This window comes from Mesorhizobium sp. M1252, from assembly GCF_040318265.1.
Classification (GTDB): Bacteria; Pseudomonadota; Alphaproteobacteria; order Rhizobiales; family Rhizobiaceae; genus Mesorhizobium.
Window position 1 is genome coordinate 72,902 of the sequence record NZ_JAMYLX010000008.1, and the last position, 25,742, is coordinate 98,643.

Genomic DNA, 25,742 nt, shown 5'->3' on the forward strand with positions numbered 1-25,742 from the left:
GTTCCTCCCGTTTCTTTTTTTGTCAGCCGATCGCCTGCGTCAGCACGTCTTCGTGGCTAGCGGCGCGAAAACCGTGGCTGGCGACCAGTTTGCCGCGCCGGAACACGTGCAGCGTATCGGCGAGCTCATAAACCTCGGGCAGATACGACGAGATCAGGATGATGCCGGCGCCCTTGGACAAGAGTTCCCCGAACAAGCGGTAGATCTCGGCCTTGGTGCCGACATCGACGCCGACGGTCGGCTCGTCGAAGATGAACAGCTTGGCGCCGTGCGCCAGCCATTTGCCGATAACGATCTTCTGCTGGTTGCCGCCGGACAGGCTGGAGGCCAGTGCGCCGCGTGTTGGCGTTTTGATGCGGAGGCCGGCGATCTGGCGATCGGCTTCAGCCTTTTCCTTCGTGTTCGAAATCAGCAGGTTGTTGGAGATGCGCTTGTAGATCGGCAGGTTGAGGTTGAGGCCGACCGGCAGGTTCAGGCACAGGCCCTGGTCGCGGCGGCTTTCCGGCGCCAGCGCCATGCCGAGCTTGATCGCGTCGTGCTCGGAATTGATCAGCACCGGTTTGCCTTGCCAGCGGATCTGGCCGGCCGACTTCTTGTGGCGGCCATAAAGCGTGGTGACAAACTCGCTGCGGCCGGCGCCGATCAGGCCATAGAGCCCGACGATCTCGCCGGCACGCACTGTCATCGAGACGTCTTCGAAGCCCTTGCCCGACAGGTTTTTCGCTTCAACGATCACGGCACCGGGGGTGAAATGCTCCTTGTGGTAGACTTGCTCGATCGAGCGGTTGATCATCATCTTGACCAGCTCGGCGTCATTGGTCTCGGCAATGTTGCGGGTGCCGACCAGCGTGCCGTCGCGCAGCACCGAGACGCGATCGGCGAGTTCGAACACCTCTTCCATGCGATGGCTGATGTAGATGATGGTGACGCCTTCGCCCTTGAGCCTGCGGATCAGCGTGAACAGCTGGTCGGCTTCCTTGCGGGTGAGATAGGCGGTCGGCTCGTCGAAAATCAGGAACTTGGTGCCGCGCACGGTGGCGCGGGCGGCGGCGATCAGCTGCTGCTGGCCGATGGTGAGGTCACCCAGCATGACATGCGCCGGCAGATCGAAGCCGAGACCGTCGATGATCTTCTGCGCTTCCTTCACCATGGCGCGCTGCTGCAGGATGCCGAAGCGCGAATTCTCCTCGCCGAGGAACATGTTGGCGGCGACGGTGAGATGGCGGCAGAGCACGACCTCCTGATGCACGGCGTTGATGCCCAGCGCCATCGCCTCGTGTGGGGTTGCCAGCGCTGCCGGCTTGCCCTCCCAGATGACATCGCCGGAGGTGCGCGGCATGACGCCGGTCAGAAGCTTGATCAAGGTAGATTTGCCGGCGCCGTTCTCGCCGACGATGGCGTGGATCTCACCTGCCTTGAAGGCAAGGTGAACGGGCTTCAGCGCATGCGTGCCGGGATAGCGTTTTTCCAGCCCGTGCAGTTCGAGGATCGTCCTGCCGGGCGCTAGCGTTGGGGCCGGGTGCAGTTCCTGCGCCGTGGGCGTCATGACAATCCTCCCAGATTGGCCTTACGATTGGCACGTCGCGATGCAGTCAAGCCGCATCGTCGAGGTGATTCAAGCCTGTGGATATTCAAGCTTGTATCCGGTGTTTCCGGGGCGCGAGGCCCCGGAAAGGATTTTTGGTTGACGGGCTCAGAGCTTCGGGTTGAGCAGGGCGTCGATCTTGGGGTCTTTCATGTTGGCCTTGGTCACCAGGTTGGCGCCGGTGTCCACATTGGCCTCGACCTTCTCGCCCTTCGAGGCGGCGAGCGCGGTCTTGATGCCGTCATAGCCCATCCGGTACGGATCCTGGACGACGAGCGCGGAAATGACGCCGTCATTGAGGAACTTGATCAGCTTCTCGTCGCTGTCGAAGCCGACCAGCGCCAGCTTGCCGCCAAGGTTATTCTCGGCGACAGCCTGACCGACGCCCTGCGCCATGATCAGGTTGGACGCGAAGATGCCCTTGAGGTTCGGGTTGGCGGTGATCAGGTCGGTGGCGATGTTGAGACCGGTCGTCGCTTGGCCGTCGGCATATTTGTCCGCGACGAGCTTGAGCCCCGGATATTTCGCGGCCAGCTGCTCGGTGAAGCCCTGCTTGCGCTGCTCCAGCGAACCGGCGCCCGGGGCGTTGGTGATCAGGGCGACGTCGCCCTCGATCTTGCCGCCATTGGCTTCGCCGATGGCTGCTGCAAGACCGTCAGCGGCGACGCGTCCGCCCTGCACATTGTCGGTGGTCAGGAACGAGGTGAACGCCTTGGAGTCGGCGCCGGAGTCGATGCCGATGACCTTGACCTTGCTGGCCGCTTCATCGATCGGCTTGCCGAGCGCCTTGAATTCGGTCGGCGCGATGACGATCGCGGCCGGGTTGCCGGCGACGGCATTCTCGAGGATCGAGACCTGGCCGTTGACGTCGGTTTCAGCCTGGGCGCCGAGTTCGGGTACGTTGACGCCGAGATCCTTGCCGGCCTTGCGGGCGCCGGCCAGGACGATCTGCCAGTAGAAGGACGTGGTGTCCTTGACGATGATCGGAATGGTCACGTCCGCCGCCGAAGCCGGCGCCGTGTGCAGCGTGCCGGCAAGCATCGAGGCGGCAGCTAGTGCCATCAGTGAGCGGCGGTTGAGAATGCTGGTCACGAATTTCATTAGGAATCCTCCCTAGATCGCCCGGTGAAGGTTACGGAAGCTCCATTTGGATAGGCGCGGCCCAAACAGAACTTTATCAATAAAAAACAGTTGCCGCTTTTTGATAGTGCATCGGTCCGGCCGACGCAAGCGGTGTTTCATATCGGCCTGCGCATGGCTTGGCGGGGAAACCTCCCTGCCGATCCTCAGTGCCACGTCCAGACGCTCCCGATCCTCCTTGATCATCATGGAATATTAATTCCACCGTCGAGTCAATATGGAATATTCATTCCTTCTTGAGAACCGTGATTGTGGCGTTTCGTCAGCCGAGCTCCTGCACGATGGTGTAGGGAGCGTAGCGGGCGAATTCCGCTTGCGGCACCTGGACGTCGAACAGGTCGAGGTTGCGCGTCAGGTTGGCGGGCTTGGCCGTTCCGGTCAGCACGCTGGCCACGACAGGCTCCTGCAGCGGAAACTGCAATGCAGCCGCCGCCAGCGGATATCCGCCCTCATCAGCGATTTTCTCCATCGCGCCGACACGCTCGAGTATGTCCTGCGTCGCCGGCAGATAGTCGAAATGCGCGCCGTGCACCGGTCCGGTCGCCAGGATGCCGGAGTTGAAGACGCCGCCGATGATCAGCGAAGTCTGTCGCTCACGACACAGCGGCAGCAACTCGGCTTCAGCCGAGCGGTCGAGCAGCGAATAGCGGCTGGCCAGCAGGATGCAGTCGAGCGGTGCTTCGCGCAGCACGTCGAGGCAGATCTGCACCTCGTTGACGCCGAGCCCATAGGCGGAAATTACACCCGACGTTTTAAGCTCGTCCAGCGCCTTCAAGCCGCCGTCCATCAGCTGGCGAAAGTGCAGCTTCGTCTTCTCGACGCCATGTGTGTAGGTGCCGATGTCGTGCACAAACAGGATGTCTATCCGGTTCAGCCCGAGCCGGGCATAGGAGAACTCGACCGAGCGCATGATGCCGTCATACGAGTAGTCGTAGTCGAGCGCGAAAGGCAGCGGGTCGACATAGGAATGATCGGGAACCTGGTCTTCCGGCACCGGGCGGAACAGGCGGCCGACCTTGGTCGACAGCACATAGGAATCCCTCGGCTTGTAGCGCAGGAAATCGCCGGTCCGCCGCTCCGACAGGCCGAAGCCATAGAAGGGCGCGGTGTCGAAATAGCGCAGGCCGGCATCCCAGGCTGTCTGCAGCGTCTCCATCGCCGATTCGCGCGGACAGGCCCGGTAGAGCCCGCCGATCGCCGCTCCGCCGAAGCTTATCTCGGTGACCTCGAGCGCAGTCGTGCCGATGCGGCGTTTGTCCATCCAAAGCCTCCCCTTGTGGGCAGTCGTTGCAGCCCGCTTTTTTCGTCGGTGGTTAGAGCGTCGCGCCGAGGTGCCACGGCACGAACTCGTTGTCGCCGTAGCCGAACGCCTCGCTCTTGGTCTTGCGGCCCGATGCCGTCTCGACGATGAGTTCGAAGAGTTCCCGGCCCATGCCGGCGATGGTCTTCTCACCCGAAGCGATGACACCGCAATTGACGTCCATGTCCTCTTCCATCTGGTGGTACATGGTCGAGTTGGTGGCGACCTTGATCGACGGCGTCGGCCGGCAGCCGAAGCAGGAGCCGCGGCCGGTGGTGAAGACGATGATGTTGGCGCCGCCCGCCACCTGACCGGTCGCCGAGACCGGGTCGTAACCGGGCGTGTCCATGAACACCAGGCCACTGCCGGTGACCTTTTCGGCATAACCGAAGACGCCGTTGAGCGGAGTCTGGCCGCCTTTGGCCACGGCGCCCAGCGACTTTTCCAGGATGGTGGTCAGGCCACCGCGCTTGTTGCCGGGCGAGGGGTTGTTGTCGATCGAGGCGCCGTGCTTGGCGACATGGTCCTCCCACCATTTGACGAAACCGTCGAGCTTCTTGGCGATCTCCGGCGTTGCCGCGCGATAGGCGAGCAGATGTTCGGCGCCATAGATCTCCGTCGTCTCCGACAGGATGCCGATGCCGCCGACGCCGGCCAGGATGTCGACCGCCGCTCCCAGCGCGGGATTGGCGGTGATGCCCGACATGCCGTCGGAACCGCCGCATTGCAGGCCGACGACGATCTCCGAGACCGGGATCGGCTCGCGCTGATACTGGCCGACTTCCTCGGCGATTTCGGCGAGCACGCCCATCGCCTTTGCGACCGATTTGCGCGAACCGCCGGCGTCCTGGATGTTGAAATGGCGTTTTCCCGCCGCCGCACCCTTCTGGCCGTAAAGGGTGAGCTGGTTGACCTCGCAGCCGAGGCCGACCATCAACGCGCCGCCGAAATTCGGATGGCGGGTGTAACCGGCGAGCGTGCGGTGCAGCACCATCATGCCGTCGCCGGTGCTGCTCATGCCGCAGCCCTGGCCATGGACGATCGGGACGAAGCCGTCGATCCCCGGATATTTCGGCAACAGCACGCGGTTGGCCTCGTCGGCAATGGCGTGGCAGACGGTGGCCGAGCAATTGACGCTGGCGATGATGCCGATGAAGTTGCGGGTGCCGGCACGGCCATCGGCGCGACGATAGCCCATGAATGTCCGGGCGCGGTCAGCTTCGGTGGCGTGCTCGGCCTCGCTCGGCGGCACCACCGGCAGGCGGCCGGATTCAAAAACCAGATTGTGCGAATGGACGTGGTCGCCGGGCGCGATGTCCTGGGTGGCGCGGCCGATGGCCTGGGCATACTTGACCACCGCCTCGCCGGCGGCGATAGGCTTGATCGCCACCTTGTGGCCGGGCTCGATCAAGGCCGTGGCGAGGGCGCCGCCGGGCAGAGGGGTGCCGATCTCGATGCGGCCATTGGCGACCGCGACATTGTCGGCGGGGGACAGAAGAATGCTGTTCGAGGCGTTCACGGGCAGTTTCCTGGGTCTGTTCCTGGGGATGCGCGGATTGACACGCGTCTGTTTACATATAATGTCTTTTATCGTGAAAAAACATTTGTGCGTCAATTGTTTTTTCAGGAGGAGACCATGCGTCCGACGGATGCTTGGCTTGTGGGGAGCGGCGTCTGACACGCAGAGCGTTTTGCTTTGCCGGGTCAGCGCCAGGACATATGTGATATCGCGCTTCAAGCCAGCCACAGCAAGCGCCGGCGCGCAACGGGGCAGGGATGTCGAAGAGCAACAACGTCTACAAGGACGCTTACAACAGGGGTCTGCGGCTGCTCGATGAGACGCAGAGCCTGCCGTCGGAGCCGGAACTGGGCACTTTGCTCGGCGTCAGCCGGACCACCGTGCGCACCATTCTGGCGCGCATGGAAGAGACCGGGCTGATCGCGTGGAACAAACGCAGCAAGACAGTGCTCAGGACGCCGAAGCCGGATGATTTCTTCCCCGAGGAGGAGACAGACACACTGGCCCAGATCATCGAGCGGTCGTTTATGCGCAGGTTGCTGGCCGGCGGTGCAGAGGCCGGCATGCAGATCAACGAGCTCGAACTGGCGCGCGAGATCGGCGTCGGCACCACCAGCGTGCGCGAGTTCCTGATCCGCTTCTCCCGCTTCGGCCTGATCGAGAAGCGGCGCAACAGCCACTGGGTGCTGAAAGGATTTACCCGTGCCTTTGCGCTCGAACTCACTGAAATCCGCGAAATGTTCGAGATACGCTCGGCGGCGGCCTTTGCCGCCTTGCCTGGGGATAGTCCGGTCTGGGCGGATCTCGACCGGCTGGAAGACGAGCACCGGCTTCTGGCCAGCGAAATCGCCATCCGCTTCAACGAATTCTCTGAGCTAGACGAGCGCTTCCACCGGCTGATCCACCGGGCGTCGCACAACCGCTTCATCGTCGATTTCTACGACGTCATCGCCATGATCTTTCACTACCACTACCAGTGGAACAAGGCGCAGGAGCGCGAACGCAACGAAGTCGCGGTTGGCGAGCATCTCGCCTACATCGCGGCGCTGAAATCGCGCGATCTCGGCAAGGTCGACGCCGCCTGCCGCAAGCATCTGAAGTCGGCACGCCACACGCTGTTGACGTCGATCCCGGAAATCGGCGGCCGCCCGGCTTCCTGAGCGCGACGTCCGAAGGGACGTTATGCGCACAAGATCTCTGCCTCATGCGTTATCCCAAACCGCTGCGCACTTTTGTGCGACATGGATCGAACGCGCCGCGTTGCCGCAGCGATGATTTGGCGATTTTCCGCCGACATGCCGCGTGCTAGATATCCACGCGTTGCTGCGTGAAGAGGCAGGTCTTTGGACTTCCGGCGTAAGAGATGGAGCATGACGGCCGCCTTTGTCGCGGCCTGTGTGCTGCTGCTCCAGTCGACGCTCGGCGTGTTTGCCTTCGGCATTGCGCCGGATGCCTCGCAACTCGACGCTTTCGGCAACGTCATCTGCAGCCATGATGGGGCGGTCCAGCTTCCCGGCGGCGATCCGCACCAGCCGCACATGCCGGCATGCTGCATGCTCGGCTGCAGCATGGCCTCCGTCGCCTATGCGCCGCCGGCAGGCGTCGGCCTGGCGCCGGTCAGCCAGTCCTTGGAAACAGTCGCTTTTGCCCCGCCGGCAGTCAGGTATCCCGACGTCACGCGCGAGCGCTCTCCGGCCAATCCGCGCGCGCCGCCGCTTGCGGGCTGAAAACCGCCGCTCGCTTTGCGTAACCTGCGCAGGCGATAATCATCCAATGACAAACACGTTCGCAGCCCGACAACGGCGCGACCTTATATTCATGGAGCCTACCCATGTTCCGTTTTCTTCGTGCCGGCGCGTTGCACCGCAGCACCCGTTTATTCAGCACTATCGAGCAGCGTCTCGGCAGCGCCCTGTTCGCCTTTGCACTGTTGTTCGTCGGCTCCCATTCCGTCCTTGCGCATGAATTCAAGGCCGGTGACATCGAGATCGAGCATCCCTGGTCGCGCGCCACGCCGGCCGGCGCCAAGGTTGCCGGCGGCTATTTCACCATCGTCAACAAGGGCAGCGCGCCAGACCGGCTGCTATCGATTTCCTCCGACATTTCGGGCAAGGCCGAACTGCATGAAATGGGGGTGAAGGATGGCGTCATGACCATGCGCCCGGTCAGTGGTGGCCTGGATATCCCGGCGGGCGGCAAGGTCACGCTGGGTCCCGGCGCCTATCACGTGATGTTCATGGATCTGAAGCAGCCCCCTAAAGAAGGCCAGATGTTTGCCGCTACGCTGACTTTCGAGAGGGCCGGAACCGTGACCGTCGAGTTTGCCGTGCAAGCCATAGGCAGCGCGCCACCCCTGGAAGACAACGACTGACCAATTATTGCCAATCAATTTTTTCGAGAGGGAGCCATCATGAACAAGCATCATTTGCCGGCCGCTGCATTCCTCGTCCTGGGGACAAGTGCCGCCTTCGCCCATATCACGCTCGAAACACAGGAGGTTGCGGTCGGTTCGACCTACAAGGCCGTGCTGCGGGTGCCGCATGGCTGCGAAGGCAAGGCGACGATTGCCGTGCGCGTGCAGATCCCGGAAGGGGTGATCGGGGTGAAGCCGATGCCCAAGCCCGGCTGGACGCTGCAGGTCAAGAAAGGCAAGTACGAGAAATCCTACCAGCTCTATGGCGAGGCGGTGACCTCGGGCGTCAAGGAAGTCGACTGGAGCGGCGGCAGCCTGCCGGATGAATTTTATGACGAGTTCGTCTTCCGCGGCACGTTGGCCGCCGATCTGCCGGCCGGGCAAAAACTCTATTTTCCGGTGGTGCAGGAATGCGATGGCGCCACCACGCGTTGGATAGAGATTCCGGCGGCTGGTCAGGATGAGGATGCGCTGGAAGATCCGGCGCCCGGCCTCAACCTGCTGCCGAAGAAATGATGCATTGGCGGCGCGCTGCTTCGAAGCGGCGCGCCACTGTTTTGGTGGATGGCATGACCGTGGCCTGTTTCCAGCGGATAGAACGGACAGCCGGCAGGTGCTTCAGCTTGCTAGCCGCGATCCTGCTGCTTGCCGTCCTTGCCACGCCAAACCAGGCCTTTGCCCATGCGGCGCTGATCAAGGCCGAGCCTGCCGACGGCGCGGTTCTGGAGCGAGCGCCGACGCAATTTTCGCTGACCTTCAGCGAGCCTGTGTCGCCGCTGGTGCTGACCTTGGTGCGGTCCGACGGTACGCCTGTCGCTTTGACCTCGTTTCGGTTGAGCGACCAAACGGTTGAGATCGACAATCCACAAAACCTCGGGCCGGGCACCCATGTCTTGAGCTGGCGGGTGATTTCCGCCGATGGCCATCCGGTCGGCGGCTCGGTGCTGTTTTCCGTTGGCGCGCCAAGTGCGGCGCCGGCGGTGGGGGAAGCTGTCGATATAGATTTGCGGTCAGCGATCTGGACCGGCAAGGTTCTTCTCTACATCGGGCTTTTCCTCGGCATTGGCGGCGCCTTCGCGCTGACATGGCTGGCGCAAGGCCAGCGCTCAGGCCAGCGCTTCGTCATTGCCGCCATCCTCTGCGGGCTGGTCGCAGCACCCCTGTCGCTCGGGTTCCAGGGGCTGGACGCGCTGGGCGCGCCACTCGCCCGGCTGGCGCAACCGGTGGTCTGGCGGACGGCGCTTGGCACCAGCTTCGGCTGGACGGTGCTGATTTCGCTGGCGGCGCTCGGGCTTGGCCTGCTGTCGTTGGTCGGATCGCGTGCCGGCGCCAGGCCGTTGGCGCTCGCCGGGCTGGCCGGTGTGGGTGCAGCCCTTGCCGCCAGCGGCCATGCCAGTGCAGCCGAACCGCAATGGCTGACGCGGCCTATGGTGTTCCTGCATGGCGCCGGCATCGCTTTCTGGGCTGGAGCATTGCTGCCGCTCGGCTTGGCGTTGAGCAGCCAATCGGTGGAAGCCGGGGCGTTCCTGCGGCGGTTTTCGCGCGCGATCATGCCCGTGGTGGTAGTGCTTGCCGCCGCCGGTGTGGTGCTCGCCATCATCCAGGTGCAGACACCGGCGGCACTGGTCAACACCGCCTATGGCCGGCTGCTGCTGATCAAGCTGGCGCTGCTGGTGTTTCTGTTCACGCTGGCGGCGGTCAATCGATGGCGGCTCACCGCCTTAGCCGAGGCCGGAGCGACGGAAGTGCGGCGACGGCTTAGCCGCTCGATCTCAGTCGAAATGCTGATCGTGCTCCTGATCTTCGGCGTTGCCGCCGGCTGGCGCTTCACGCCGCCGCCACGGGCCCTGGCAATCGCCGCGGCACAACCGACGTCGACCCATATCCACACTATGAAGGCGATGGCCGACATCGACATCACGCCCGGCCATACCGGGGAGGTCACCGCCTCCATCGTCATCATGGATGGCGATTTCGGCCCGCTCGACGCCAAGGAAGTGTCGCTGGTGCTGTCCAAGCCCGATTCGGGGATCGAGCCGATCAAGCGTCCGGCGACCAAGCCAGGCGACGGCACTTGGCGGGTCGATAATCTCGTCATTCCGATTCCAGGCCGCTGGACGGCGCGGCTCGATATTCTGGTCTCGGATTTCGAAGTGATAAAGATCGAAGCGCCGATCGATATCCGCGCCGAGTGATATTCAGCCCGCCTGCGAAGGGCGCTCAGCCGAGTTCCTGGGCTAACCCGATGAGATGCCCTTCCGGCCCGCGGATGTAGCAGAGCCGATACACCTCCTGGTAACGGACGACTTCACCGACCAGCTGCGCGCCACGCTTGCGGAGCCTTTCCAGCGTGTCGTCGATGTCGTCCACGGTAAACATGACGCGCAGGTAGCCCAGGGCGTTGACCGGGGCGTTGCGGTGATCGGCGACGACAGTCGGCGTGAGGAAGCGGGAGAGCTCGAGCCGGCTATAGCCATCCGGTGAGCGCATCATGGCAATCTCGACGTGCTGATCGCCGAGCCCGGTGACACGTCCGGCCCACTCGCCTTCGATCGTCGCCCGCCCTTCCAGTTCGAGGCCGAGCTCGCAAAAGAAAGCAATCGTCTCGTCGAGGTCATCGACGACGATTCCGACATTGTCCATCCGTTTGACTGCCATATGTCCAACCTATCGCCATATGTTCGATCGGCAAGGCGTCGCCTGGTCACCAACTGACCCTTCCTGACTCGGTTTGACACAACGCCGACGCAACACAATTCGGCGAGGCGGTTGACGTGGCGCGAAAGGCCCGTCAATCATCTCGCCGAAAAATGGGCATCCCGAAAAACGCGGCCTCAACAAAATCCGAAAGCAGGGAAGAAACGATGGAAAAAGCCGAAATCGGCCTGATCGGCCTTGGCACAATGGGCTCCAACCTCGCGCTCAACATTGCCGAGCACGGGCACCGCATCGCCGTCTTCAACCGCACCAAGGCGCGCACCGATGCCTTCCTCGAAGGCGCCGGTTCGCTCAGGGACATGGTGGTGCCCTGCTACAGCCTGGAGGAACTGGCAGCTGCGATCAAGCCGCCGCGCCCGGTCATCATCATGGTGCTGGCCGGCAAGCCGGTCGACGAACAGATCGAAGCGCTGCGCGGCGTGTTGTCTGACAATGATATCGTCATTGATGCCGGCAACGCCAATTTCCGCGATACGATGCGGCGCTTTTCGGAACTGTCGGGCTCAGGTCTCACCTTCATCGGCATGGGCGTATCCGGCGGCGAGGAAGGCGCGCGCCATGGACCGTCGATCATGGTCGGCGGCACCGAAGACTCCTGGAAGCGCGTCGAACGCGTGCTGACCGCGATCTCGGCCAAGTTCAAGGATGAACCGTGCGCTGCCTGGCTCGGCACAGACGGCGCCGGGCATTTCGTGAAAACCATCCACAACGGCATCGAATATGCCGACATGCAGATGATCGCCGAGATCTACGGTATCCTGCGTGACGGTCTCGGCATGGGGCCGAAGGAGATCGGCAAGGTCTTCGAGGACTGGAACAAGGGCCGGCTCGATTCGTATCTGATCGAGATCACCGCCAAGGTGCTGGCCGCTGACGATGCAAAGACCGGCAAGCCGGTGGTCGACATCATCCTCGACCGTGCCGGCCAGAAGGGCACCGGCAAATGGTCTGTCATCGAGGCGCAGCAGCTCGGCATTCCGGCGACGGCCATCGAGGCGGCGGTGGCGGCCCGCGTGCTGTCCTCGATCAAGGATGAGCGGCAGGCGGCCGAAAAAGCCTATGGCAATATCGGCGTCACCAAGATCTCCGGCGACAAGGCGGCACTTCTGAAAGATCTGGAGCTGGCGCTGCTCGCCGGCAAGATCGCCGCCTATGCACAAGGTTTCGCGGTGATGAGCGCCGCCTCGAAGGAGTTCAACTGGAACTTGCCGATGCCGACCATCGCCAAGATTTGGCGTGCCGGCTGTATCATCCGCTCGCAGATGCTCGACACCATGGCGGAAGCCTTCGGCTCGGGCGGCGCGTCCACCAACCTTTTGATGGCGCCGGCTTTCACCACCATGATGCAGGAGGCGCATCCGTCGCTTAGGCGCACCGTTGCCAAGGCATCGGAAGCAGGCTCGCCGGTGCCTGCACTGGCGTCGGCACTTGCCTATTTCGACAGCTACCGCCAGGGCCGCGGCACCTCGAACCTGATCCAGGCGCAGCGCGACTTCTTCGGCGCGCATGGCTTCGAGCGCATCGGCGAGCAGGGCGCTTTCCATGGGCCATGGGGAAGTGGAGCGGCCGGATAGGGTCAGGTGAGGCGGACCTCTCAGGTCGTGCCAGTCAGCCCTGATACGCGACGACGTCGCCTGGCTTGACCACAGTCTGCAAAGAGCCAGGTGCCGCGCCGCCTATCCAGCCCAGCACGGCGCGGGCAAGCTCGGTGCCGGCGAGGCGGAAATCTTCGTTGACGATCAGCAACTCCCGGCGGAACAGATGCAGCAGTTCCGACGATTGCTTGGACACGACATCGACGTCGCGGCCGAGTTTCAGGCCGGCATCCTCGATGCCGGCGACGATGGCCAGCGTTGCTGCGGCGGCGCTGCTGACGAAACCGTCCGGCCTGACGTCGCGGCGCATCAACTGCGCGGTCCGCGTCCTGATCTGATCGATCGACTGGTCGATCGAAACAGCGTTGAACGGCACTTCGCTGGCGTCGACCTCGCTCAGTGCGTCGGCAAAGCCATTGACCGTGTGGTCGTAATAGGTGAGCCCGACCGGCGGCGCTACCAGCGCCAGCCGGCGCCGGCCGACGCTGGCCAGATGGCGCACCGCTTCGGCGGCGAAGGCGTAATTGTCGAAGTCGTGATAGGGGTGGACAAGCCCCATATCGGTGCGGCCATGTGTGGCAAAGGGTATGCCACGCTCCAGCATGTAGCGGGCGCGCGGATCGTTGGGCTGCGTGCGTGAGATGATGACGCCATCGGCCGAGCCGGACTCGACCAGATACTTTACCGGGTCCAGCGGATCCTGCGAGCGCGAGTAGGGCGTGACGATCAGGTGATAGGGTGTGTCGGCAATGACCTCCGAGACGCCGTAGATGATGTCCGAGACAAAGCTCATGATCTCGCGCTCGGTATTGAGCACGAGGCTGATAACATTGGTCTTGCCGGTCCGCAGGCGCACGCCGGCGCGGTTCGGCCGGTAGCCGATCTGCCTCGCGACGAGTTGAACCCGCCGCCTGGTCTCGGCGCCGATCTCGGGTGCATCCTTGAGCGCGCGCGAGACGGTGGTGACGCCGAGCCCGGTCATGAAGGCAAGCGTCTTCAGCGTCGGCCGCTCATGCGCCGACGCCTCGTCGTCCTTGTCCGTCTGGTCCCTGTCCATTCGTCCCGCCCCGTCAGGCGCATAGCAGCCGCCGGACCAGCCGACAATCGCTTCGATGACGATGTGGCACGGTTCTTCGCAGTCAGGCCTCAATATACTGAAACGTTACAGATTTCCAACATCGCAGCGCGTGGGCCTCTCAAGCCATGGTTTTGGCAGGGTTTTGGCGGCCAGAAACGTAGCGCGACAATCAGGTTCGAGACGGTTTTCTTGCGCTGCAGCATGATTTTGCAGCGCAGCACCCGGTTTTGCGCGCAGTTTGCCGGTTCGCACGCAACGAATTTGTTCGCGCCTCGAAAAAACATTCGAGCGCGTTTATCTCAGGGGTTGCACGCACCGCATAATTGCCGTATCGAAAATCTGTAACGTTTCAGATTCTGGGAGGAACCGAAATGCGCTATAGACTTTTGACCGCTGCCCTTGCCGCGACGGCCGCGCTTCAGCTTGCCGGCCCGGCGGCCGCCACCGACCTGGAAGTGACCCATTGGTGGACATCGGGCGGCGAGGCGGCGGCGGTTGCGGAATTCGCGAAGGCTTTTGACGCGACCGGCAATCACTGGGTCGACGGCGCCATTGCCGGATCCGGCGGCACGGCACGGCCGATCATGATCAGCCGCATCACCGGCGGCGATCCGATGGGCGCCACCCAGTTCAATCACGGCCGGCAGGCCGAAGAACTGGTGCAGGCCGGCCTGATGCGCGACCTCACCGATGTCGCCACCAAGGGCAAGTGGACGGAAATCGTGCGGCCGAAGAGCCTGCTCGACAGCTGCACCATCGACGGCAAGATCTATTGCGTGCCGGTCAATATCCACTCCTGGCAGTGGTTGTGGCTGTCGAACGAAGCCTTCGAGAAGGCCGGCGTGCCGCTGCCGAAGGACTGGAATGAATTCGTGGCGGCAGCGCCCGCCCTGGAAAAGGCGGGCATCATCCCGCTCGCTGTCGGCGGACAGGCCTGGCAATCTTCCGGCGCCTTCGACGTGCTGCTGGCGGCGGTCGGCGGCACCGACGCGTTCCTTAAGGTCTACAAGGACAAGGATGCCAAGTTCGCCGCCGGGCCCGAGATCGCCAAGGTCTTCAAGGCCGCCGACGATGCCCGCAAGATGGCGAAGAACACCAATGTGCAGGACTGGAACCAGGCAACCAATCTCGTCATCACCGGCAAGGCCGGTGGCCAGATCATGGGTGACTGGGCGCAAGGCGAGTTCCAGGTTGCCGGCAAGGTCGCCGGCAAGGACTATGCCTGCCTGCCGGGCCTCGGTCTGAACGAAGTGATCGCCACCGGCGGCGACGCCTTCTATTTCCCGCTGCTCAAGGATGCCGACAAGTCCAAGGCGCAGGAGGTGTTGGCAGAGACGCTGCTCGACCCTAAGACTCAGGTCGCCTTCAATCTCAAGAAGGGCTCGCTGCCGGTGCGCGGTGACGTCGATCTCAATGCGGCGAACGACTGCATGAAGAAGGGTCTGGCGATCCTCGCCAAGGGCGCCGTCATCCCGTGGACTGACCAACTGCTTTCGCAGGACACCCAGAAGCAGAAGGAAGATCTCTTCGCCGAATTCTTCGCCAAGCCGGACCTGACCATCGAAGACGCGCAGAAACGCTTCGCCGACCTCATCGCTTCGGCAGACTGACGTTGGAGGCAATACACCTCGCTCCCGGTCTTGCGAAAGCAGGGCCGGGATAGCACCGCCCTTACCCAGCCGGCTGACGAGATGAGCAAGAGCGAACGCCCCAACCCGCTGTTCCGCAACCTCAATGCGAAGGTCGCCTCGATCCCGATGATCCTCACCGCGTCGGTGGTTTTCGTCGGCGGCACCGTCTGGACGGTGTTCTATTCCTTCACCAATTCGAAGCTGCTGCCACGGCTGAATTTCGCCGGGCTCGATCAGTATTACCGGCTGTGGGTGACGCCGCGCTGGCTGATCTCGATCGAGAACCTTTTGATCTACGGCGCGATCTCGCTGGTGTTCTCACTGGTCATCGGCTTCCTGCTTGCAGCGCTTCTCGACCAGAAGATCCGTTTCGAGGACACGTTCCGCACCATCTTCCTCTATCCGTTCGCGCTTTCCTTCATCGTCACCGGCCTGGTCTGGCAGTGGCTGCTCAATCCGGATTTCGGCATCCAGCATGTGGTGCGGGACCTCGGCTGGACGAGCTTCAACTTCGACCCGCTATACAATTCCAGCATCGTCATCTACGGCATTTCGATTGCGGCGCTGTGGCAAGGCACCGGGCTCATCATGTGCTTGATGCTGGCCGGCCTGCGCGGCATCGACGAGGACATCTGGAAGGCGGCGCGGGTAGACGGGATCCCGATGTGGAAGACCTATCTGTTCATCGTCATCCCGATGATGCGGCCGGTTTTCATCACCACGCTGGTCATCATCGCGTCGGGCATCGTCAAGGTCTACGACCTCGTTGTCGCCCAGACCAGCGGCGGCCCCGGAATCGCCTCCGAAGTGCCGGCCAAATATGTCTATGACTACATGTTCTTCGCACAGAATCTTGGCCAGGGCTTTGCCGCCTCGACCATGATGCTGCTCTCGGTGGTGATCGTCGTCGTGCCGTGGGCCTACCTTGAATTTGGAGGCAGGAAGCGTGGCTGACCCGGCCGTCCCTTTGCCCGCCAGCGCGGGTGCCGCCGAGCGCGAAGCCTCCGGGCCGCGCGGGCCGAAGCCGCGGCATGTCTTCTCGCGCCGCAATATCTTCCTCTATGGCACGCTGATCGTGGTGGCGGTCTGCTATCTGCTGCCGCTCTACGTGATGGTCGTAACCTCGCTCAAGGGCATGCCCGAGATACGGATGGGCAATATCTTCTCGCCGCCGCTCGAAATCACGTTCGAACCGTGGGTGAAGGCGTGGGCGACCGCCTGCACCGGCCTCAATTGCGACGGGCTTTCGCGCGGCTTCTGGAATTCGGTGCGCATCACCGTGCCGTCGGTGCTGCTGTCGATCGCGATCGCCTCGGTGAACGGCTATGCGCTCGCCAACTGGCGCTTCAAGGGCGCCGACACATTCTTCGTCATCCTGATCGTCGGCGCCTTCATCCCCTATCAGGTGATGATCTATCCGATCGTCATCATCCTGCGCGAGATCGGCCTCTACGGCAGCCTCAGCGGCCTGGTGATCGTCCATTCCATCTTCGGCATGCCGATCCTCACGCTTTTGTTCCGCAACTATTTTGCCTCGATGCCGGAAGAGCTGTTCAGGGCGGCACGGGTCGACGGCGCCGGCTTCTGGGGCATCTTCCTGCGGATCATGGCGCCGATGTCGCTGCCGATCTTCGTCGTCGCCATCATCCTGCAGGTGACCGGCATCTGGAACGACTTCCTGTTCGGCGTCGTCTACACCCGTCCCGACACCTATCCGATGACGGTGCAGCTCAACAACATCGTCAATTCGGTGCAAGGCGTGAAGGAGTACAACGTCAACATGGCCGCCACCATCCTGACCGGCCTTGTGCCACTCATCGTCTACTTCATTTCCGGCAAGCTTTTCGTGCGCGGCATCGCCGCCGGTGCGGTGAAAGGGTGATGGCGATGACGGCAGCCAACGGCACCAGCGTTTCGATCCAGGACCTGTCCCTGAACTTCGGCTCTGTATCGGTGCTGCAGACCCTCAATCTCGAGGTCGCAGAGGGCGAGTTCATCGTGCTGCTCGGTCCCTCGGGCTGCGGCAAGTCGACCTTGCTCAACTGCATCGCCGGGCTGCTCGATATTTCCGAAGGCCGCATCTTCATCAAGGGCAAGAACGTCACCTGGGAAGAGCCCAAGGATCGCGGCATCGGCATGGTGTTCCAGTCCTATGCGCTTTATCCGCAAATGACGGTGGAGAAGAACCTGTCGTTCGGCCTGCGCGTTGCCGGCGTGCCCAGGGACGAGATCGCCAAGCGCATCGCCCGCGCCGCCGAGATCCTGCAGATCGAGCCGCTTTTGCAGCGCAAGCCCGCGGCCTTGTCCGGCGGCCAACGCCAGCGCGTGGCGATCGGGCGGGCGCTGGTGCGCGACGTCGACGTCTTCCTGTTCGACGAGCCACTATCCAATCTCGACGCCAAGCTGCGCTCGGAACTGCGCGTCGAAATCAAGCTTCTGCATCGCAAGCTGCAGAACACCATGATCTACGTCACCCACGACCAGATCGAGGCGATGACGCTGGCCGACCGTATCGCGGTCATGCGCGGCGGCGTCATCCAGCAGCTTGACGCGCCGCAGACGATCTATAACCGGCCGGTCAACCGGTTTGTCGCCGGCTTCCTCGGCTCGCCGGCGATGAATTTCCTCGAAGGGGAGCTGGAGGCCAATGCTGCTCCAGTGTTCAGGACCGACGGTGTTTCGGTGCCGCTCGATCGCTATACCTTTGACGGCACGGAGCGCCCGGCCGGCGCTTGCGTGCTGGGCATCCGGCCTGAACATATCGCTTTCGGTGACGCGGCGAAGTCGATGCCGTTTTCCGCCGGCGGTTCGGTCGAGATCGTGGAGCCGATGGGTTCCGACACGCTGGTGTGGACGAAGCTTGCCGGCCGCAACCTCTCCTTCCGCGTCGAGGCGGAACGGACGCTGCGCAGCGGCGATCCGATCCAGTTCGGTTTCGATCCGGCGCGCGCCTCGCTGTTCGACGCTGCGACCGGCAATCGCCTGTGACCCTCTAGAATCATCCGCAAACCATCCTCCCAAGAACGATCCCCCTAAAACGATCTCGCGAAAACGATCCCCCGAAAACATCCCCAAGCCTTAACCACCCAAGAAACGGACAGAGACGATGAACTGGTCATTCCAACTCTACAGCGCCCGCAATTTCCAGCCGTGGGACGGCATCCTGAAAATGCTTGGTAAGCTCGGCTACAAGGAAGTCGAAGGTTTCGGCGGCGTCTATGACGACCCCAAGGCGTTCCGCGCCGAACTCGACAAGAACGGGCTTTCGATGCCGACCGGACATTTCTCGATCGATGCGCTGGAGAATGATTTCGACGGCGTACGCAAAACAGCCGACGCACTCGGCATCACGCTCGTCATCTGTCCCTATCTGCTGGCCGAGCAGCGACCGGCCGACGCTGCCGGCTGGCGCGGCTTTGGCGAGCGTCTGGCCAAGGTCGGCGAGACCGCAAAAAAAGCCGGCTACGGCTTTGCCTGGCACAACCATGATTTCGAGTTCAAGACACTCGCCGACGGCTCGGTGCCGCAGGATCACATCCTGTCGGCTGCGCCCGACATCGGCTGGGAGATGGACGTCGCCTGGGTAATCCGCGGCGGCGTTGATCCGCTGCCGTGGATCGAAAAGCACGGCAAGCGCATCAGCGCCGTCCATATCAAGGACATGGCCAAGTCAGGCGAAGGCCTTGACGAGGACGGCTGGGCGGATGTCGGCCACGGCACCATCGACTGGGCCGGCCTGATCAAGACACTTCGGGCGAAGAGCGCGGCCAAATATTACGTCATGGAACAGGACAACCCCAACGACATCGAGCGCTTCGCCAGCCGCTCGCTCGCATCCGTCAAGGCTTACTAGGAACAATCATCATGGCAAAGAAACTGGGTATCGGCGTCATCGGCTGCGGCAACATCTCGAAAGCGTATTTCTCGCTGGCGCCTCTGTTTCGCGGCATCGAGATGCGCGCCTGCGCCGACATCAACATGGACGCGGCCAAGGCACGGGCGAAGGAGTTCAAGCTGCGCGCCGAGACCGTCGAAGAACTGCTCAAGGATGACGAGATCGACATCGTCGTCAACCTCACCATCCCGGCGGTGCACTACGGGGTGTCGAAGCAGATCCTCGATGCCGGCAAGCACGTCTATTCGGAAAAGCCGTTCGTGCTGTCGGTCAAGGAAGGCCTCGACCTCAAGAGCCGGGCCGAGAAGAAAGGGCTGCGCATCGGTTCGGCTCCGGACACTTTCCTCGGCGGCGCGCACCAGCTGGTGCGCAACCTCATCGACACCGGCGCGCTCGGCAAGATCACCAGCGGCACCTGTCATGTGATGGGCCACGGCATGGAGCACTGGCACCCCAATCCCGATTTCTTCTTCCAGCCGGGCGCCGGGCCGGTGCTCGACATCGGGCCCTACTATATCACCAACCTGATCCAGCTGATCGGGCCGGTGAAGCAGGTGGCGGCCTTCGCGACGACGCCTGCCAAGGAACGCACGATCTCGTCGAAACCGCGCGCGGGCGAAAAAATCCCGGTGAACACGCCGACGACGATCCACGGCCTGCTGGAGTTCGAGAACGGCGCCGTGATCACGCTCAACACCAGCTGGGACGTCTGGGCGCATGGTCACGCGCCGATGGAACTCTATGGCGAGACGGGCACGGTGTTCGTGCCGGATCCGAATTTCTTCGGTGGCGACGTGCGCATAACCAAGGCGGCAAAACCGGTGAAGAAACTGCCGAAATGGCAGCATCCGTTCGGCGTGCCCAACGAAATGCACGGCCAGGGCATGATGGCCAACTACCGCACCGCAGGCCTTGCCGACATGGCGCTGGCGATCGCCGAGGGCCGGCCGCATCGTTGCTCGATGGAGCTCGCGCTGCATGCCGTCGATGTCATGACCGGCCTGTTGCGGTCGGGCGAGACCGGCAAGTTCGTCGCCATGCAGACCAGCTGCGAGCGGCCGGCTGCACTCGGCGTCAAGGACGCAAAAGGACTGTTGGCGAAGCAGAAATGAGGTAGAAGGGTGTCGGCGCGCTCGCGCCGACACCCATACAATCCAGGATCTGTACCCATGCGCTGGCAGCCGGCTGAACACCGCTATGAGAAAATGCTCTACAACAGATGTGGGCGATCCGGCCTGAAACTGCCGGCGATCTCGCTCGGCCTGTGGCACAATTTCGGCAACGACACGCCGCACAACACCAAGCAGGCGATCGCGCGCAAGGCCTTCGATCTCGGCATCACCCATTTCGATCTCGCCAACAATTACGGCCCGCCGCCCGGCTCGGCCGAGATCGCCTTCGGCGAGATATTGCGCACCGACTTCGCCGGCTATCGCGACGAGCTGATCATCTCGACCAAGGCCGGCTATGAGATGTGGGCAGGGCCTTATGGCGAATGGGGCAGCCGCAAATATGTGCTGGCGAGCCTCGACCAGAGCCTGAAGCGGATGGGGCTCGACTATGTCGACATCTTCTATTCGCACCGCTTCGATCCGGATACGCCGCTTGAGGAAACGATGGGCGCTCTCGACCATGCGGTGCGTTCCGGCAAGGCGCTCTATGCCGGCATCTCGTCCTACAATTCGCAGCGCACGCGCGAGGCCGCCGACATATTGAAGCAGCTCGGTACGCCCTGCATCATCCATCAGCCGAGCTATTCGATGCTCAACCGCTGGGTCGAAGAGGACGGACTGCTCGATACGCTGGAAGGGCTCGGTGTCGGATCGATCGTGTTCTCGCCGCTGGCGCAAGGCATGCTGACCGACAAATATCTCGGCGGCATCCCCGAGGGTAGCCGCGCCAGCCAAGGCAAGTCGCTGCGGCCCGCCTTCATCAACGAAAAGACCATCGCTAACATCCAGGCGCTGAACGCGATCGCCGGCAAGCGTGGCCAGACGCTGGCGCAGATGGCGCTGGCCTGGGTGCTGCGCAAGGGCCGGGTCACCTCGGCGCTGATCGGCGCCAGCCGGCCCGAACAGGTCGAGGACTGCGTCGGCGCGCTCAAGGTGCTCGAGTTCAGCGATGCCGAGCTCGCCGAAATCGACACTTACGCACGCGAGTCCGACATCAATCTGTGGGCGGCGTCGGCCGAGCGCAAAGGCCCGCCGCGGAAGTAAGCGGAACAGCCGGCACCGGACATGAATCAAAACGGCGGGAAAGATCCCGCCGTTTTGCGTTTATCAAGCTTCGGGCCCGTTCAGGGCTTCTTGGCCGTGCCGAGACCGGCCTTGGGCGCCGCCGCGGCTGCCGGAGCCGGGGTCTTCATCTTGGCTTCGATCCAACCCGTATAGTTGGCCAATCGCGTGTAGATGCCATAGGCATTCTTGTGGCCGCAAGCGGCGGTGCCGTCGGACGGACCTTCGCCCCAGGAGACGACGCCGACCTGGACCGGACCGTTGGCGCCGGTCATGAACAGCGGACCGCCGCTGTCGCCGTTGCAGGCGTCGCGTTCGCCGCTGTCGGTGCCGGCGCAGATCATGTTCTTGGTCAGCGGATCCGACATATCGGCGGCGATCGCATTGGCGGCGGCATCGATGCCCTTTTCCGAATAACGCATCCGATGCGAGAGATCGCCAAGTGCCGCCTTCAGGTCATGCGCATAGATCGACTTGATGCCGCTGTTGCAGGCAGCGCTCGGCTCGAGATCGAGATCGGCCACCATCAGCGCGGTCGGGAAGGTGCCGTCCTGCATCTTGCCCCAGCCGATGACCGTGGTCTTGCCGCTGTCTGGCGTCGGCTCATTGGTGATCTTGATGACCGGCGCATCGGCGGGCTCCGCCAGCCGGAGCAGGCCGAGATCATTGTCCAGCGTCTGTTCGCTGTAGCCCTCGTTGACGATGACCTCGACCACCTTGTAGCGCTTGCCTTCGGTAAGATCGGTGGCGCCGGTCAGCACGGTCACCGTGTCGGGCGAAATCGGCCGGCCCTTGTCGTTGAGGCAGTGCGCCGCCGTCAGCACCCATTGCGGAGCAATCAGGCTGCCGCCGCAGAATTGCGCGTTCGGCTGCGAGGCCGGGCTGGGGTCCAGCCGGGCGCTGGTCAGCAGCGCCACCTGGAACGGATAGGCCCCTTTGTCGGCTTCCTTGCCGCCATAGACGCGGTCGGCCCCGTCGGGATTCTCGGCCTTGGCCTTGTCCCGGGATTCGGCAACGCGCTGCATCGGCGAGACCGCCGCTTCCGGCCTGGCGGCGTCGTCGGCTGCATAGAGCGCGTTGACGGCGGGGAAAGCGGCCGCGATGCCCAGCAGCGATGCAGCGGCAAGCGGCCTGAACCGATGGATAATGTTCACCTTGAAACCCTCCTGAGATGAAAATTGCCGAGCCATGCCGCCATGACGCATAACCAACAGAAGCGGTAGCGGTACCTCGATCGCCTTCTGCCAGAACGAACGACATCCGCGCGGTTATAAAACCGAAATACCACTTTTGCTAATCGTGCCCCATCGGGCAGAGCCCACCCAAACCCTATAGCCCCCCACGGGCTACGTGGAAGCGATTTGTCATTGCCAATGTTGGATTATTTTAGGCAGTATATCGACGCGGGTGCGTTTGGCGGAGGGCTTTAACGAGGCCGCCCGGACCGATGATCCGATACGGGCGGGTAACCAAACTAATTTTTTAACTCCACCACGATCTCGACAATATTTCTGTATTTTGCTCCACTCCTTGCTGACTTTTGGGAGAGTCTCACCATGACGAAACTGACAAGCACTATCATTGCGTCCGCACTGCTATCCACCGCACTGTGGACGATGCCTGCCTTCGCCGCCGATCCCGGCTCAGCGAATGCCGGCAATGGCGAAAGCATGCGCGATCTCGGAACGGGCGACTACCAGCCCGGCCGTGCAAAGCCGATCGCGCCGCCGAAACTGACCGAAGATGAAGCCAGCCGGGCAGCGCCGCTGACCGACGAGGGCACGGCGGTCAAATCCTATGGCATCGTCGGACGTTCCGCCGATGGCAAGGACATCAAGATCGATGCAGGCGAGACGCTGAAGGACCTTGTCATCAAGGAATTGAACGCGCCCGCCAACACACCGAACGCCGACAAGACCGGATTGACGGGCGGCGACGAAGCCGGCCGCCAGGTGTTCGGGGCCGACGATCGCGAGCAGATCAAGAACACCAAGACCTACCCGTTCACCGCGATCGGGTATATCGAAGGCAAAGCCAAGAGCGGTTACGGCAGCTGCTCGGGAACCCTGATCGGTCCGCGCACGGTGCTCACCGCCGCGCATTGCCTCTACAGCAATGAAGACAAGGCTTGGCTCGACGACGTCATCTTCGTGCCGTCGCTCAACGGCAACACCGCCGACGATGCACCGTTTGGCGCTTTCAGCTACGAGAGCGTCTATATCCTGCAGGGCTTCATCGACAATTATCAGGGTTACTACGGCTCGGTCATTCCGTGGGACCTCGGCATCATTACGCTGAAGCAGGATGTCGGCACCAATCTCGGCTGGCTGGGTTATGCCAACTATGAGAACCTCGGCGATTTCACCGCAAACATCGTTGGCTATCCCGGCGACAAGCCGATGGGAACGATGTGGAAGGCGACCTGCGAAGTGAAAGCCGAAAACGTCGGCGCGGAGTATTTCCAGTACGACTGCGACACCTATCCGGGGTCGAGCGGCAGCTCGGTCTACGCCTACGACAATGGCGCCAAGCAGCGCGTCGTCACCGGCGTGAACGTGGCCGAAAGCCCCAACGCCAACACTGCGGTGCGCCTGAACGCTGCCAACGTGGCGTGGATCAACAGCCTGTACAAATAAGGCCCGATCTTTCGCCGGCAAACAGCGGCGATAACCAGCACTACCAAACCGGCGGCGGGACGTTCCTGCCGCCGGTTTTTTTGTATCGAAACACCTCTCTTGCACTGTGTTACAGCGGTGCTTACGCTAGGCGATCCAAGGGGTTGGGTAAGATGGCGCGGGCAAGAATGATCTTCGGAGTCAAAGCGATGGCGGCTGCATCCATGCTGGCCGCACTGACATGCTTTTCCGCTATGGCCGATCAAGGCGGTGCCACACCCGATGGCGCCTGGGCCGAGCGGGTGCAAATCCTCTATAAAAGCGAAACACGTTCGGTGCTGCGCAAGAATGTACGGGTCTGGGATTCCCACCCGGAATTGGGTCTTGATTTCACCTGGGAGCCGGCAGCCGGCGTGTCGCCGGACCGCACCGTCGCAGCCGACGGCACCGTCAACGGCAAGGGCAGGCTGGTCTGGCGCGTACGCGGCTCGGCGAGCTATGACCCCAAGACGATCTATTCCAGCTATTTCGGCGAGATCAGGAATGGCCGCCCCGAAGGACAAGGCCGGCTGGAGCTGCGTTCAGGCGAGGTTCTCGACGGCCGTTGGGTCGCCGGCCAGCTCGACGGCCATGCGATCCATGTCGATGCCGACGGCAATCGCTATGAAGGGCAATTCAGGGCCGGTGTGCCGAATGGCGAGGGCAGGCTGGAGACGAAGACAGGCGAGATATTCGTCGGCTCTTTTGCCGATGGGCTGAAGGACGGCAAGGGCCGCACCCGGCTGCCCGGCGGCACCGTCTACTGGTCGCAATGGGCGATGGGCAAGGAGATCGGCGGTGCGCGCCCCGACGTGCTGGCCGATGCCAGAGTGGGCGGGTTGCTCAAGGCGCAGACCGGCGGCGGTTCCGCCGACAAGGTCGAGATCGGCATTGCCGTCGACCAGCGCATGACGCAGCAGGCCGACATGCAGTACCAGCATCTGGTGCGCGACGAAGACATCGCGATCTATCCGGTGTCGGACCAGTACAACGATGCCTGGAACGGCACCGGAGAGATTCGTACCGGCAATGTCTATGAAGGCATGGACTGGGAGACGGCGCCGGCCTTCGCCGAAGTCGACCTCAAGACCACCGACCAGTCGAGGGTCAAGATCGACAGCCTGGAAATGAAGGTGGCCGCGAGCGAGGCCTACCGCAAGCCGATGCTGTCGATCAGCGAGCACTATGGCTGCGTCGGCTTCCGCCCCGACTTCTCGATCGTCAACAATGGCTGGGGCGACGTGAAAGACATGAAGATGTCGATCCAGTTCACCAGGACCGACGAGGAGGACAACGCGACCGGCGAGCCGAGCCGCATGTTCACGAAGGACATCGGCACTTTCGGCGATGGCGTCGACGTCTCGATCAAGGACGTGCTGACTGAAGCCGGCGTCGACACAACCACGCTCGAGACCGAGCGCTTCACCTGCCCGTCAAGGGACAGCCTGGATGTCTGCCGCGCCCAGGTGGCCAACAAGGTCAAGTTCGGCGACGTTGCCGATTACATCAGCGGCAGCGTCGAGAAAATGAGCGTGACCGGGATTGGCAAGCTCGATTATTCCTGGGCGGACGATCAGGGCGCTGTCTACCAGCAGAGCGAGCCGTTTCGCGTCATCGTCTCGCTGGTCAGCATCGAGGTCCCAGAATCGCTCGCCGAATGCGGCGATGGCGGCGGCGCGTCGCCCGAAGCGCTGCGCTACCAGAACATCGAATTTCCGATCGGCAAGACCGATTACAGCATCCCCATGCCGGTGCGCGGCAACAAGAATCTCAGCGCCTACACGGCACGGCTGAAAATGTGGTCGTCAATGTCGTCGATCCATCGCTTCAGCATCGCCGCCCATTTCGCCGATGGCAGCACACGCGAGAGCAAGCCGGCCACGTTCTTCTATTTCAGGCCGAAGCAGTCGCTGTTCGAAACCAGCACCAAGCCGGCGGTCTGCTATCTGCCGGAAGATCTGCAAGGCTGTTGAGGTCCTG

Annotated in this window: 23 protein-coding genes; 15 read left to right on the plus strand and 8 right to left on the minus strand. The window is 62.7% G+C overall.

The window, feature by feature from the left end:
- Positions 1–22 precede the first annotated feature (22 nt).
- From NKH22_RS17590 to NKH22_RS17610, 5 genes are all read right to left on the minus strand, one after another.
- Entirely contained in the window at positions 23–1,546 is a 1,524-nt protein-coding gene (locus NKH22_RS17590) for a sugar ABC transporter ATP-binding protein (protein WP_031196018.1), read from the minus strand.
- 147 nt (positions 1,547–1,693) lie between these two features.
- A complete protein-coding gene (locus NKH22_RS17595; RefSeq protein WP_023669816.1) occupies positions 1,694–2,686 on the minus strand; it encodes an ABC transporter substrate-binding protein in 993 nt (330 codons plus the stop codon).
- A gap of 12 nt (positions 2,687–2,698) precedes the next feature.
- Positions 2,699–2,914, minus strand: a complete 216-nt coding sequence (locus tag NKH22_RS17600; RefSeq protein ID WP_023669815.1) for a hypothetical protein — start codon at positions 2,912–2,914, stop codon at positions 2,699–2,701.
- 73 nt (positions 2,915–2,987) lie between these two features.
- Entirely contained in the window at positions 2,988–3,986 is a 999-nt protein-coding gene (locus NKH22_RS17605) for an aldo/keto reductase (protein ID WP_352806760.1), read from the minus strand.
- Between the two features lie 52 nt (positions 3,987–4,038).
- Positions 4,039–5,544, minus strand: a complete 1,506-nt coding sequence (locus NKH22_RS17610) for a UxaA family hydrolase (protein ID WP_023820503.1) — start codon at positions 5,542–5,544, stop codon at positions 4,039–4,041.
- Positions 5,545–5,801: 257 nt separating this feature from the next.
- Between NKH22_RS17610 and NKH22_RS17615 the strand changes: the two genes are divergently transcribed.
- The 5 genes from NKH22_RS17615 (at position 5,802) to NKH22_RS17635 (ending at position 10,152) form a co-directional block, all read left to right on the plus strand.
- Entirely contained in the window at positions 5,802–6,704 is a 903-nt protein-coding gene (locus NKH22_RS17615) for a GntR family transcriptional regulator (protein ID WP_023700141.1), read from the plus strand.
- Between the two features lie 210 nt (positions 6,705–6,914).
- Positions 6,915–7,271: a DUF2946 family protein gene (locus NKH22_RS17620; protein ID WP_023820504.1), complete on the plus strand. Its 357-nt coding sequence runs from the start codon at positions 6,915–6,917 to the stop codon at positions 7,269–7,271.
- A 104-nt stretch (positions 7,272–7,375) separates the two neighbouring features.
- Positions 7,376–7,915, plus strand: coding sequence for a copper chaperone PCu(A)C (locus NKH22_RS17625; RefSeq protein ID WP_023704234.1), 540 nt, complete (start codon positions 7,376–7,378; stop codon positions 7,913–7,915).
- Between the two features lie 39 nt (positions 7,916–7,954).
- Positions 7,955–8,473: a YcnI family copper-binding membrane protein gene (locus NKH22_RS17630; RefSeq protein WP_023700138.1), complete on the plus strand. Its 519-nt coding sequence runs from the start codon at positions 7,955–7,957 to the stop codon at positions 8,471–8,473.
- Positions 8,474–8,526: 53 nt separating this feature from the next.
- A complete protein-coding gene (locus tag NKH22_RS17635) occupies positions 8,527–10,152 on the plus strand; it encodes a copper resistance CopC/CopD family protein (RefSeq protein ID WP_023820505.1) in 1,626 nt (541 codons plus the stop codon).
- Between the two features lie 25 nt (positions 10,153–10,177).
- Here the strand turns inward: NKH22_RS17635 and NKH22_RS17640 are convergent, their stop codons facing one another.
- Positions 10,178–10,615, minus strand: coding sequence for a VOC family protein (locus tag NKH22_RS17640; RefSeq protein ID WP_023820506.1), 438 nt, complete (start codon positions 10,613–10,615; stop codon positions 10,178–10,180).
- Between the two features lie 206 nt (positions 10,616–10,821).
- Here NKH22_RS17640 and gnd point away from each other — a divergent pair, with 206 nt between their 5' ends.
- Complete coding sequence (gnd, locus tag NKH22_RS17645) at positions 10,822–12,249, plus strand: NADP-dependent phosphogluconate dehydrogenase (protein ID WP_023714135.1); 1,428 nt, start codon at positions 10,822–10,824, stop codon at positions 12,247–12,249.
- A 34-nt stretch (positions 12,250–12,283) separates the two neighbouring features.
- Here the strand turns inward: gnd and NKH22_RS17650 are convergent, their stop codons facing one another.
- A complete protein-coding gene (locus tag NKH22_RS17650; RefSeq protein ID WP_023700133.1) occupies positions 12,284–13,327 on the minus strand; it encodes a LacI family transcriptional regulator in 1,044 nt (347 codons plus the stop codon).
- A 392-nt stretch (positions 13,328–13,719) separates the two neighbouring features.
- On the opposite strand from NKH22_RS17650, the gene NKH22_RS17655 reads away from it, so the two are divergent.
- From NKH22_RS17655 to mgrA, 7 genes are all read left to right on the plus strand, one after another.
- On the plus strand, positions 13,720–14,958 hold the full coding sequence (locus tag NKH22_RS17655) for an ABC transporter substrate-binding protein (protein WP_023683028.1): 1,239 nt from the start codon (positions 13,720–13,722) through the stop codon (positions 14,956–14,958).
- 81 nt (positions 14,959–15,039) lie between these two features.
- Positions 15,040–15,933 carry a carbohydrate ABC transporter permease gene (locus NKH22_RS17660; RefSeq protein ID WP_023704232.1) on the plus strand — a complete coding sequence of 298 codons (894 nt, stop codon included), beginning with the start codon at positions 15,040–15,042 and terminating at the stop codon, positions 15,931–15,933.
- Positions 15,926–16,861 carry a carbohydrate ABC transporter permease gene (locus NKH22_RS17665; RefSeq protein WP_023820507.1) on the plus strand — a complete coding sequence of 312 codons (936 nt, stop codon included), beginning with the start codon at positions 15,926–15,928 and terminating at the stop codon, positions 16,859–16,861. The genes NKH22_RS17660 and NKH22_RS17665 overlap by 8 nt, the downstream gene beginning before the upstream one ends.
- A 5-nt stretch (positions 16,862–16,866) precedes the next feature.
- The gene (locus NKH22_RS17670) at positions 16,867–17,967 is read left to right on the plus strand and encodes an ABC transporter ATP-binding protein (protein ID WP_023704231.1); all 1,101 of its coding nucleotides are present in this window, start codon (positions 16,867–16,869) and stop codon (positions 17,965–17,967) included.
- Between the two features lie 118 nt (positions 17,968–18,085).
- Complete coding sequence (locus NKH22_RS17675) at positions 18,086–18,832, plus strand: sugar phosphate isomerase/epimerase family protein (protein ID WP_023820508.1); 747 nt, start codon at positions 18,086–18,088, stop codon at positions 18,830–18,832.
- 11 nt (positions 18,833–18,843) lie between these two features.
- Positions 18,844–19,986 carry a Gfo/Idh/MocA family protein gene (locus NKH22_RS17680; protein ID WP_023669799.1) on the plus strand — a complete coding sequence of 381 codons (1,143 nt, stop codon included), beginning with the start codon at positions 18,844–18,846 and terminating at the stop codon, positions 19,984–19,986.
- Positions 19,987–20,043: 57 nt separating this feature from the next.
- The gene (gene mgrA, locus NKH22_RS17685; RefSeq protein ID WP_023669798.1) at positions 20,044–21,090 is read left to right on the plus strand and encodes an L-glyceraldehyde 3-phosphate reductase; all 1,047 of its coding nucleotides are present in this window, start codon (positions 20,044–20,046) and stop codon (positions 21,088–21,090) included.
- A gap of 80 nt (positions 21,091–21,170) precedes the next feature.
- Here the strand turns inward: mgrA and NKH22_RS17690 are convergent, their stop codons facing one another.
- Complete coding sequence (locus NKH22_RS17690; protein WP_023713445.1) at positions 21,171–22,262, minus strand: S1 family serine peptidase; 1,092 nt, start codon at positions 22,260–22,262, stop codon at positions 21,171–21,173.
- A 402-nt stretch (positions 22,263–22,664) separates the two neighbouring features.
- Here NKH22_RS17690 and NKH22_RS17695 point away from each other — a divergent pair, with 402 nt between their 5' ends.
- On the plus strand, positions 22,665–23,744 hold the full coding sequence (locus NKH22_RS17695; protein WP_023691993.1) for a trypsin-like serine peptidase: 1,080 nt from the start codon (positions 22,665–22,667) through the stop codon (positions 23,742–23,744).
- Positions 23,745–23,932: 188 nt separating this feature from the next.
- Complete coding sequence (locus tag NKH22_RS17700) at positions 23,933–25,735, plus strand: MORN repeat-containing protein (RefSeq protein WP_245260505.1); 1,803 nt, start codon at positions 23,933–23,935, stop codon at positions 25,733–25,735.
- Positions 25,736–25,742: the final 7 nt, after the last annotated feature.